The sequence below is a fragment of the Kocuria sp. CH-021 genome (assembly GCF_049716185.1).
In the GTDB taxonomy this organism is placed as follows: domain Bacteria; phylum Actinomycetota; class Actinomycetes; order Actinomycetales; family Micrococcaceae; genus Kocuria; species Kocuria cellulosilytica.
This window is the reverse complement of the sequence record NZ_JBNAFK010000037.1, coordinates 1-11,315: the sequence shown is the minus strand read 5'-3', so window position 1 is coordinate 11,315 and position 11,315 is coordinate 1. Positions and strand designations below refer to the sequence as shown.

The following is an 11,315-nucleotide window of genomic DNA, read 5'->3' as shown; positions in this document are numbered from 1 at the left end:
TCCTGGCCATCCTTGGATTCTCGCTTCCCCAGCATCGTGCTGGATACCGCGTGTCCAAGATCAAGGGTCAAGCCCCGTACATCTGTTCTCAAGACCTGGCCGATCGTTGATCGCCCTCGTCCGGCTGGGTGACCATTCCTGTATGGCCACGATGAAGCCGCAGTGGATGATCGACTGTGGGAGCTGATCGCCCCGCTCATCCCGCCCCTGCCGCCGCCGCGAGGTCCCGGTAGGCGGCCGCGGATCGATGACCGGGCCGCTGTGCAGGGCATCTTGTTCGTGCTGCATACCTCGGTGTCGGTGGCGGCCCTGCCACCGACTCTGGGGCGCGGGTCCGGACACACCGCCTGGTTGCGTCTGCGCGAGTGACAGGCGGCCGGGGTCTGAGAGAAGCCCCACCGGGCCGTGCTCGAGGAGCTCTCCGAGAAGCAGATCCTCGACTGGGCAGGGGCCAGCATCGGCTCGGTGTCGGTACGGGCCCAAAAAAGGGGAGCGAGCTGACCGGCCCGAACTCCACCGACCACGCGAACCCGGGCTCCAAGTACTACCTGCTCACCGACCGCAACGGCCTGCCCCTGCACGTTCTCGCCCCGGCCGCCAACACCCACGACAGCCGGCTCTTCGACCCCCGATGGGGACCAACCCCGGTGTGCGCGGTCAGCTCCGACACCTTGTGCGGCCACGGCGCCGCCCGGTGAAGCTGCACGCGGACAAGGGTTTTCGCCTACCCAAGGTGCCGGCGGTACCTGCACCGGCGGGGGCATCAAGGTGCGTGATACCCGCCGTGGGGTCGAAGCCAAGACCCACCTAAGTCGGCACCGGCGGGTGGTCGAGCGCACCAACTCGGGGGTCTTGCGTTTCAAACGCCTCGGACTCCGCTATGACCGCACCGTAGCCACCCTGGTCTGACCCCCTTGCTCCTGCTCGCCCTCACGCTCATCAACGTCCACCGACTGCGCCAGGAGACCAAGATATGAGACCAGGTGTAACTCAGCGGGCCGGCACTGCACCGTTGACCGGCGAGGTTCCGGCAGTCTGAGTTCCCCGGGTAGGGGCCGTGATCTCTACAGGATCGCTCGGCTCACCAGTCTCGGGGGTTGGTTTGGTGGTCGCCATGCGTGCCGGGCGTATGGGCTCCCCTTCCTTGTCATTGAGGATGCCGTCCCCGTCGATGTCCGGGTCCCCTTCATTGAGCAGACCGTCCCCATCCATGTCCGGATCAACCTCATCGATGAACTTATCGCCGTCGAGGTTGTCGTCAGCCTCGTTGTCGATGCCGTCCCCGTCGAGGTCGGTGTCTTCAATGTCGAGGGTGCCGTCGCGATCGGTGTCCCGTTCGGTGTCCGGAACCCGGGGCGCCACCCCGGGCAGGAGCTCCTTCTCTTTCCCAGTGTCCGCGGACGGTGGCGGTGCGGGTTTGGGCGGTGCGGGTTTGGACGGTGCGGGTTTGGGCCCGGGCGGGGTCGCAGCAGGTGCTGGTTTGGCGGGCTCTACCGGCTTGGTCTGGGGGGCCGTGGGCTTTTGCGCTGCTGGCGGTGCAGGAGTCGGTGTGGGGCTGGGTTTTGCAGGAGAGGAAGGCTCGGCCGTGGGCTGTGGCTCCTTCGTGACCTTCTTGGTCGCAGCGGCCTTTTGCTCCGCAGCCTTCTTTTGGGAGGCCTTCTTCTGCCCTGCAGCGTCCTCACCCGAGGCGGCCTTTTTCTTGGCGGCGGTCTCGTCCTCCGGGAGAGCCGGCACGGGCACCTCCAAGGAGTACTTGCTGCGGGAGGCGGGAATGACGCGGAGACCGTCGACCCAGTCGAAGGACTGGGGGTCCACGGCCTGCCCGTCGACCCAGGTCTCGAGGTGCAGATTTGGTCCCGTGACCCGGGTTCCGGTGGCACCGACGGAACCGAGCTGCTCGGACGCGGTCAGCCGGTCACCGGTGGCCACCCTGACGTCCTGGAGGTGGTTGTAGGTGGTTCTCAGTCCGTCCGCGTGGGTGACCTCCACACGGTTGCCGCCCCAGACGTCCCAGAACACGGCCGTCACCTCGCCCTCGGCGGCCGCCACGACCGGCAGCCCTGCGGCGGCGGAAACGTCGGTGCCGTTGTGGAACTCGCGGTCGCCGCGATCGGGGGCGATCCGCCACCCGAAGGTTCCCCCGGTCAGGACGGCCCCGGGAGTGGTGGGGGCGATGAGGGTGTTGACGGGAAGCTCGCCCGAGTACAGCCTCGGTGCGTGCCGCCCCGGGCGCACCGTCGAGGCCGCGTTCCGGGCGGCGTCGCCCGGCCCGGTGCCTTGGCGCCAGGACCCGTTGCCTGCGGCGCCGTCACGGACGGGCGAGGTGGAACGGTTCTGCCGCAACGGTGCCGCCGGAGGGTGCTGCCGCTCCTGACCTGACGCGAAGAGGCTCCACCCGCTGTCCGACCGCTCCGAGGAGGCCGAGGAGCCCGCCGACACCCCGAAGGCAGCCCCTCGTTCTTCGCCGGCCCCCGGAGTGACGCCCGAGCTGACGGCCACGCTCAGCGCCACGAGGGCCGAGAACGCGGCGAGGGCGCTCACCGGCGAGGAGGCGCGGTGACGGAGGTCGGGCTTGGCAGGGCGGCGAGAGGAGTCACGGGGCATGATGGTGTTTCCCCCAGGACGTCGCGGGCAACGACGGAAAGATCGAGCAACGGACCGCAGGCATCAAACATTGGTGTGCGCGTAGGAGCACGGACAATCCTCCTGAGGATACGTCTTCGCTCCCGTTAATGCGGTGTCGTGCGGGCACGCAACGCTGTATGACGCGCAGAGCTGCCGCCCTCCGATTCGAGGTTCCTGAATCGGTGGCAAAGTGGCGCTGATGTACCTCATGTGACGCGGTAGATCTCGGTGTCAGGGCGCCGAGTCATGGGTCAGGTGTTGCCGTGGCAGCCAGGGTGGTTCGCGCCTGTGGTCAGTCGAGCAGATTGGTGAGGCCGGGGGCGAGCAGCAAGATGGTGGGCACGATGATGAGCGCAGCGGCTGCGCCGATGACTGTTGCCTTTTGTCCCGCCGGCACGGGCGTGGCCTCCAGTCGCAGGATGCGATGACGGGCGTCCTCGGCAGGGGCCGCGCCTGTCCAGGTGCCTTGGAAGCGGTGCGAGGGAGCAGCGGATCCACCGGTGCTGACAAGGGCGACGGCTCGGGCGAGGGTACGGTCGTCGACGCTCCGGCGGGCGCGGTCGTCGGCGAGCATCTCGACGAGGAGCCCGACTTCGCGGTGAGCGCGGTCGGCGATGGGGAACCAGGGCAGGGAAGCCTTCCAGGCGCGGAATAGCATCAGCACGATGTCATGGCGTTGGGTGGCATGTGCCTTCTCGTGCTCGATCACCGCGTCCAGCTCGTTTTCATCGAGCAGTGACAGCAATCCGGCAGAGAGGACGGTCATCGTGGTGAACGCCCCCGGGAGGCAGTAGGCGACAGGGGCGGGGTTGTCGAGGAGCCGGGTGCCGGGGGCATCGGGCAACGGTGTGCTCAGGAGCAGGACCAGCTGGGCATGGCGCCGGCGATCGCGTTCGGCGCGCACAATCGTGACCATCAGGTTCAGCAGCAGATGCCCGCCGAGCAGAACTGCTCCGGACAGCGCGAGGATGTGCATCGGGCCTGCGGGCACCCATGGCTGATCTCCCAAGAAGCTAGCGGCGAAGCTGATGCCGCCCGTGACCAAGTCCGGCCCAAAAGGGGCCAGGCCGAAGGTGAGCAAGGCCCCGAGCATCGACAGCCCGCCGGCCAGGGCGACGGCCTGCCAGAGCACCAGTGCGGTGGCGGGGGCGCGGGTCGGCCACTTGGCGTGCGAGAAAAGGATCGGGACGGGCCAGGCCAGGGCGAGAGCAAATGCCGCGAGGCCGATCGAGGCGCTGATCACATGGACTCAGTGGTCGTCGAGGAGGCGCCGCAGAGTTTGTGCCTCCTCGGAACTGACGCCCCCGACGAAGCGTTCGAGTACGGCGGCCCGGTCGTTGGCTGTTCCGAGGACCTCGTGCATGAGGGAGGCCATGTGCTCTTCGCGGGACGCTGCGGCGTGGTACCGGTGGGGGCGGAAGGTGCGTTCCCGTGTGACGAAGCCTTTGCGCTCCAGGCGGGACAGGACGGTGAGCACGGTGGTGGCGGCGCGGGGGCGACCGCTGTCGGTGGCTAGGGGGAGCTGGTCCTGGAGGTCGTAGGCCGACAGGGGGGTGTCCGCCTGCCAGAGGATCTCCATGATGGATCGCTCCAGGTCACCTAAGGAGGTTGCACGTTTCGATTCGTTGGTTGCCACCAGCTGATTCTAGCGGACCGACCCACGTGTTCTACAGTGGTGTAGAAGTAGTTCTACGACTCGTAGAACTACTTCTACACCACTGTAAAAAGGCTTGGGGGACAACCCATGGATCCGTTGGAGATCGCCCGGTGGCAGTTCGGGATCACCACCGTCTACCACTTCGTGATGGTCCCGCTCACGCTCGGGCTGGGTCTGCTGGTGGCGCTCATGCAGACGATGTGGGTGCGCACCGGCAACGAGCGTTGGCTGCGGATGACGAAGTTCTGGGGCAAGCTCTACCTGATCAACTTCATCATGGGCGTGGCCACCGGGTTGGTGCAGGAATTCCAGTTCGGGATGGCCTGGAGCGAGTACTCCCGCTTCGTCGGCGACGTCTTCGGCGCACCGCTGGCGATGGAGGGCCTGCTCGCCTTCTTCTTCGAGTCCACCTTCCTGGGCCTGTGGATCTTCGGCTGGGACCGCCTGCCCAAGAAGCTGCACCTGGCCACGCTGTGGACCGCGGTGCTCGGCTCCGTGGTCTCGGCCTTTTTCATCATCGTCGCCAACTCCTGGATGCAGCACCCGGTGGGCGTGGAGATGGTGGACGGCCGCCCGGTGATGAACGACGTGTGGGCGGTGCTGACCAACAACACGGCCCTGGTGGCCTACTCCCACACCCTGGCCGGAGCGGTGGCAGTGGGCGCGGCGTTCCTGATCGGGGTTTCCTGGTACCAGCTGTGGCAGCGCCGCCGGGACAACATCGACACCGTCGACGACTCCGGTGCCGTGGTCGTGGGAGAGCGGGCCGATATTCCCGGGCGGGACCGGGTCGACCACGCGGTGTGGCTGTCCAGCCTGCGCATCGGTGCGGTGGTCGCCGCCGTCGCCTTCGGCGGGGTCGCCGCCACCGGGGACCTGCAGGGCAAGCTCATGTTCGACCAGCAGCCGCTGAAGATGGCCGCCGCTGAGGCGGCCTGCCACGATGGCACCAGCTTCTCGGTGCTGGCCGTGGGCCCGCTCGGAGCCCAGGACTGTGACCAGGTGACCAACGTCATCGAGATCCCGGGCCTGCTGTCGTTTTTGGCCCACGGGGACTTCGACACCGAAGTCAAGGGCGTGAACACCCTCATCCCACAGTACGAGGCCGCCTACGGCACCCACCTGCCTGAAGACCCCATGTACGGCGAACGGGCCGGCCAAAAGATCGACTACCTGCCCCTAATGGAGGTCACCTACTGGGGGTTCCGCCTGATGATCGGCTTCGGCATGCTCGCCGCCGGCTTCGCGGCGCTGACGCTGTGGCTCACCCGGAAGGGCACCGTCCCGGCTTCCAAGCCCTTGATGTGGGTGGCGGTGGCCTCCATCCTGGCACCCTTCGGGGCCAACATTGCCGGGTGGGTGTTCACCGAGATGGGACGGCAACCGTTCGTGGTCGTCCCGAATCCCAACCCCAGTGGTGTGGACGGGGTGTACATGTACACCGCCGCTGCCGTCTCCCCGGGAGTCAGCGGGGAGGAGATCCTTTTCTCCCTCATCACCCTCGGGCTGATCTACGCGGTCCTGCTGGTGGTGGAGACGAGGTTGCTCGTGCGCTACGTGCGCGGCGGGGTCGCCTCGGCCATGCCCGAGCTCGCCCACCACGAAGATGACCCCGCCCATCCCGAGGGCATGACCGGTCGGCGCGATGACGTGCTGGCCTTCGCCTACTGAGCCCGACGACCACAGAACGGCCCCTGACATGGAACTGCTTCCCACTCTCTGGTTCATCGCCATCGCGGTGCTGTGGACCGGGTTCATCCTCCTGGACGGCTTCGACCTGGGCGTGGGGATGCTCATGCTCACCAGTACCCGCGATGAGCGCCAGCGCCGGCAGATGCTCAATACCATCGGCCCGGTGTGGGACGGCAACGAGGTGTGGCTGATCACCGCAGCCGCCGGGCTCTTCGCCGCCTTCCCCGACTGGTACGCCTCCTTGTTCTCTGCCCTGTACGTCCCCTTCGTGTTCGTCCTGGTCGGGCTGATTTTCCGGGCGGTGTCCATCGAGTACCGCGGCAAGGTCCACAGCGACCGGTGGCGGCGGTGGGTGGACCGGGCCCTGGGCGGGGGATCGTTCCTGGTCGCCTTCGGGCTCGGTGCTGCCTTGGCTTTGACCACTACGGGCCTGCCGCTGAACGCCAACGGCGACCGCGTCGGCGGGGCCTTCGCCTGGTTCACGCCCTACGCGCTGCTCGGTGGGCTGGCGCTGGTCGGTTTCTGCCTCGTGCACGCCTCGGCCTTCCTGGGACTGAAGACCGAGGGCCCGGTCCGGGTGCGTGCCCGCCAGTTCCTCCTCCGTTTCGGCCCGGCCGCGCTGGTGCCGCTCACCGTGTGGGTGTTGGCCGTTCAAGTGCTCCACGACAAGGCCTGGACCTGGCCCCTGGTCGGTGCCGCGGTCGTCGCCGCGCTCTTCGGGTGGACCAGCGCCCGCCTGGGCCGGGAAGGCCGCGCCTTCGCCGGCTCCGCCGCACTGCTGTTCTGCGGCCTTACCTCAATCTTCGCCAACGTCTACCCCGTGGTCCTGCCCTCCACGATCGACCCCGCCCACCACCTGACGGTGGCCAACGCCTCCAGCAGCGACTACACCCTGGGGGTCATGACCGTCGTGGCGGCCATCGGCTTGCCCTCGGTGATGCTCGCTCAGAGCTGGAGCTATTGGGTGTTCCGCCGGCGCCTGACCACCGGCCATCTTCCCGCCCCCCACCCCGTCCTTCCCGCCGTTGCCCCGAGCCGCGCCGCGGGTACCCGACGTGAGGGTGTGCCGGGGACGGGCACGGACGGGAACCAGCAGGCATGAAACGTCCCCCGCTGGGCCCCGGTGGTGCTGCCACAGTCTTCACCCTCGGCCTCCTCGGAGCGCTCAAGGCTCTGGCTCTGATCGGCATGGCCGAAGCCCTGGCCCGCGGCATCGTCGGGGTCATCGCTCATGACACGGCGGCCTGGCAACGGGCTCTGCTGGTCGGGGTCGGTGCCGGGCTGCTGCGTGCCGCAACCACCTGGGCCACCCAGGTCGTCGCCGTCCGCGCCGCCGGTCGGGCGAAGCGGGGGCTGCGCCGAGAACTCGCCACCCGCCTCCTGGCCGGGGGCGGCCACGACGTCGGCGCCACGACCACTGTGGGCACCATCGGCCTCGACGCCCTCGACGACTACTACGCGCGCGTGCTGCCCTCGGTCACCGCCGCCACCACCGTGCCTCTGCTGGTCGGGGCGCGGATCCTGGCCGCCGACTGGGTCAGCGCCCTCATCATCGTGCTCACCGTGCCCCTGATTCCGGTGTTCATGGCACTGATCGGGCTGCACTCCCAGGACAAGGCTGAGGAGTCCTCCGCCGCCCTTCAACGACTCTCCCACCACCTGGTCGAACTCGCCCGTGGACTGCCCGTCCTCGTGGGCCTGGGACGGATCGAGGAGCAGGCTGCGGCGCTGCGCGATGTCTCCGAGCAGCACCGGCACACAACCATGGTGACCCTGCGCACCGCGTTCCTCTCCGCGCTCGTGCTCGAGCTGATCGCCACGCTCTCGGTCGCCGTCGTGGCGGTGTTCGTCGGCGTGCGCCTCGTCTACGGTGACCTCGACCTCCTGGTGGGACTCATTGCCCTCATCCTCGCCCCCGAATGCTTCGCCCCCTTCCGCGACCTCGGCGCAGCCTTCCACGCCTCCCAGGACGGCATGGCAGCCTTGCACTGCTCCCGTGAGATCGTCGCCGAGCCCCCGGCCCCCGACATCCGCAGACCGACGCCACCGGAATCGAACCCCGCAACGATCAACCCCCAGCCGGACACCCCAGCGGACCAGGCACCCGCGGTGCGAATCAGTGGCGTGGTCGTGCGCTACCCAGGACGGCCCTCCCCAGCAGTATCCGGTCTCGACGCCGAAATCCCTTCCGGAACTATCACTAGCGTCGAAGGCCCCAGCGGCAGCGGCAAATCCACCCTGCTCGGGGTCCTCGCCGGAACCATCGAAGCCCAAAAAGGAACCATCCACGGGATCGACCCGGCTGCAGTGGCCTGGGTGCCTCAGCACATCCACACCGTCGGCGAGACCGTCCTCGACGAGATCCAGCTCTACGCCCACGACACCGCTTCCACCCACCACGCCCTCGCGCGAGTCGGACTGACCGGGCTGGCCGAGGCGGACCCGAACCAACTCAGCCCCGGGGAACTGCGCCGCCTGGGCCTGGCCCGGGGCCTGGTCCGCATCACCGCCGGGGCCCGGCTGCTGCTCCTCGACGAGCCCACCGCCCACCTCGATCCCACCAACGCGCACCGCATCAGAAACCTCATCGACAACCTGCGCGGCACCACCACCGTGATCCTGGCCTCCCACGAAACCGAGATCACCGCCCTCGCCGACCAGAAAGTGCTCCTGGGGCAGCCCGCCAGCCCCCGCGGGGAGGGGGCGCATCGCCAGCCAGGAACCACCGCCCCGGAGGAGCAGCAGGCCTCCGATCGCCAGGGCGAGGCGTTCACTTCTTCACTCGCCGAGACCTCCGGTGGTGCGTTGGGCGAGCTCAGGGCGTTCCTCGCCTCCACTCGCTGGCGCATGTTGGGGGCAGCGGCCCTGGGGACGGCCTCAGCCCTGTTCGCCGCCGCCCTCACCACGCTGTCGGGCTGGCTAATCGTGCGCGCCAGCGAGCAGCCGGGAATCATGTACCTGATGGTCGCCATCGTCGGCGTCCGCTTCTTCGGCATCGGCCGCGCCGTGCTGCGCTACGCCGAACGACTGGCCACCCACGACGCCGTCCTGTCCGCCACCACCGAGCTCAGGTCCCGGATCTGGGCCGGGCTGGCCGCCCGAGGCCTGGCCTCCCGGGTTCTAGCCACCGGTGGGGCGGCCCTGGAGCACCTGGTCGACGCCGCCGACCGGGTCCGCGACCTGGCCCCCCGGGTCCTGCTGCCACCGATGGCCGGGGCCGGCACCGCCCTGGGGGCTGTCGTCGCCGTCATGGCCCTGTGCCCCAGCGCGGTGCCCACGCTACTGGTCGCCGTCCTCGGCGGGCTGCTCGCCGGGCCCGTCGCGGCGCTGCTGGCCGACCGATCCGCGGCCCGCCACCTCACCGTCGTGCGCTCCAGCGTGATCCGCCGCTTCGCCGCGATGGTCGCCGCCTCCGACGAGCTGCGCGCCAACGATCGAGCCAAGGACATGCTCGCCCGGCTCGACGACCTCGAGCAGTCCGCGGACACCGCAACCCGGTCCACTGCCTGGGCGCGGGGCCTGGGCGAGGCCGTCGTGGTGCTGGCCTGCTCCCTCTCCTCCGTGCTCATGCTGGCAACCACCGCCGAAGCCCGGGCGGCAGGCACAATCTCCGCACCGGTCGTCGCCGCACTCGTGCTGCTGCCCCTGGGCCTGATCGATCCGCTGCTCGGCGCGGTCGATGCGGTACAGCAGTGGCCCGCGCTGGCCCAGTCGCTGCGCAAGGTCCATGCCGTCACCGCCACAACCACCCGCCATAAGCGACCTCGGCCCCCCGCCGGGCTGGTTCCGGCTCAGGTCCAAGAGCTGACGCTGGCCGACCTGGCCGTCACCTGGCCGCAGGCGCCGGCCCCGGCATTCCGCCACCTCCAGGCCACCGTGCGCCGGGGCCGGTGGCTCGTCGTTGAAGGTCCCTCCGGCTCAGGCAAATCCACCCTGCTGGCGACCCTCCTGGGCCACTTGCCCGCCGCGGAGGGCTCATGGCAGGTCAACGGCTCCGACAGCACCACCTTCGACGCCCGGCAGCTGCGGCGACGCTTCGCCTGGTGCCCCCAGGAGGCACACCTGTTCGACTCCACCATCCGCGGGAACCTCCTGCTCGCCCGGGGGAAAAACGATCGGCCCACCGATGAGGACATGCATGAGGTCCTTACCCGCGTGGGCCTGGAGTCCTTCATGGGTGGATTGCCCCAGGGCCTGGACACACCAGTCGGCCCGAGCGGAGGGAGCCTCTCGGGAGGCCAACGACAACGCATCGCCGTCGCCAGGGCGCTGCTCACCCGCGCCGACGTCCTGCTCCTCGACGAACCCACCGCTCACCTCGACGCACCCGCTGCCCACTCGCTGATCTCCGACCTGCGCTCAGCACTGTCCGACCGCATCGTCGTGCTCGTGACCCACCACGCCGAACAACGCACTGGAGCAGACGTTCGCCTCCACCTGCCAGGAGCGCACCAGCACTGCGCACCACAGCCCAGTGACCATGCACAGACCAGTGACCATGCGCAGGCTAGAAACGGCGACCGGTCACTGACGCGTGTTCCCTGACCGTCCCGCCAACGCAGAAAATTCCAGGCGTCCCAGATGGGATACAGCCCTTCCGGGGACTCTGCTCGACCCGTCCTCAGCGCCGGCGCCCGGCTGACCTGCGCTGGCACGGGTTAATCCGGAAGGCTCCGAGAAGACGCCATGGCGAGTAGGACCATCCCGTGACGAGACACCGCTCGGCTCCCTCACGCTCCCGGGGCGATGGAGGTGTCGGTGCTCGCTGTGGCGTCTTCGGCGGGCGGCACGGTGGCGCGGCGGGGTGAGCGGCCCAGATCTACCACACGGTAGATCAGACCCGCCACCAGACCCCCCAGCAACGGGGCAACCCAAAACAGCCACAGCTGAGACAGGCTTTCAACACCCCCGATAACCGCGGTGCCGGTGGAGCGGGCCGGATTCAGCGACCCGCCGTCGAAAGGCGCCAGGATGGTGAGCAGGAAGGCGAAGCTCGCCCCGATCGCCACCGGGGCCAGGACCGCGTTGGCCCGTGGGGCTGCCGAGCCCAGGACCACGAGGACGAACAGCGTCGTCGCCACGAACTCGACCAGAAGCACGGTGGACCAACCGGCTTGGGAGGTGGAGTTCTCCCCGTAGCCGTTGGCCACCGCCCCCAAGGCCTGGGCGGTGGTGGAGGCATCAATCAGTGTCATCAGCACCGCCCACAGCATGCCCACCGCGACCAGCGCCCCGAGCACCTGGGCCACCACGTAGCCGAGGGCGACGGGTCTTGACCCCGGGTCTTGGACACGGTGTCGTTTCGGTTATGCCGCTTCCGGGAGCGTAGCGGACGCAGCGG

Annotated in this window: 7 protein-coding genes and 1 pseudogene; 4 read left to right on the top strand and 4 right to left on the bottom strand. The window is 68.8% G+C overall.

The window, feature by feature from the left end:
- The first annotated feature begins 138 nt into the window (after positions 1 to 138).
- Positions 139 to 977, top strand: a pseudogene (locus ACPYN7_RS17670) (IS5 family transposase).
- A 13-nt stretch (positions 978 to 990) separates the two neighbouring features.
- On the opposite strand, the gene ACPYN7_RS17665 reads toward ACPYN7_RS17670, so the two are convergent.
- From ACPYN7_RS17665 to ACPYN7_RS17655, 3 genes are all read right to left on the bottom strand, one after another.
- The gene (locus ACPYN7_RS17665; protein WP_143709872.1) at positions 991 to 2,541 is read right to left on the bottom strand and encodes a M23 family metallopeptidase; all 1,551 of its coding nucleotides are present in this window, start codon (positions 2,539 to 2,541) and stop codon (positions 991 to 993) included.
- 376 nt (positions 2,542 to 2,917) lie between these two features.
- On the bottom strand, positions 2,918 to 3,868 hold the full coding sequence (locus tag ACPYN7_RS17660) for a M56 family metallopeptidase (protein ID WP_019311283.1): 951 nt from the start codon (positions 3,866 to 3,868) through the stop codon (positions 2,918 to 2,920).
- A 6-nt stretch (positions 3,869 to 3,874) separates the two neighbouring features.
- Entirely contained in the window at positions 3,875 to 4,261 is a 387-nt protein-coding gene (locus ACPYN7_RS17655; protein ID WP_257879654.1) for a BlaI/MecI/CopY family transcriptional regulator, read from the bottom strand.
- A gap of 108 nt (positions 4,262 to 4,369) precedes the next feature.
- Here ACPYN7_RS17655 and ACPYN7_RS17650 point away from each other — a divergent pair, with 108 nt between their 5' ends.
- The 3 genes from ACPYN7_RS17650 to cydD are packed head-to-tail and all read left to right on the top strand — an operon-like array spanning position 4,370 to position 10,519.
- Positions 4,370 to 5,953 (top strand): cytochrome ubiquinol oxidase subunit I, encoded by a 1,584-nt coding sequence (locus tag ACPYN7_RS17650; protein WP_019311285.1) that lies wholly within the window; start codon positions 4,370 to 4,372, stop codon positions 5,951 to 5,953.
- A gap of 28 nt (positions 5,954 to 5,981) precedes the next feature.
- On the top strand, positions 5,982 to 7,076 hold the full coding sequence (gene cydB, locus ACPYN7_RS17645; protein WP_019311286.1) for a cytochrome d ubiquinol oxidase subunit II: 1,095 nt from the start codon (positions 5,982 to 5,984) through the stop codon (positions 7,074 to 7,076).
- Entirely contained in the window at positions 7,073 to 10,519 is a 3,447-nt protein-coding gene (gene cydD, locus ACPYN7_RS17640) for a thiol reductant ABC exporter subunit CydD (RefSeq protein ID WP_144943349.1), read from the top strand. Before cydB ends, cydD begins: the two co-directional genes overlap by 4 nt.
- 185 nt (positions 10,520 to 10,704) lie before the next feature.
- Here the strand turns inward: cydD and ACPYN7_RS17635 are convergent, their stop codons facing one another.
- Positions 10,705 to 11,226: an aquaporin gene (locus tag ACPYN7_RS17635; RefSeq protein WP_424348511.1), complete on the bottom strand. Its 522-nt coding sequence runs from the start codon at positions 11,224 to 11,226 to the stop codon at positions 10,705 to 10,707.
- Positions 11,227 to 11,315 lie beyond the last annotated feature (89 nt).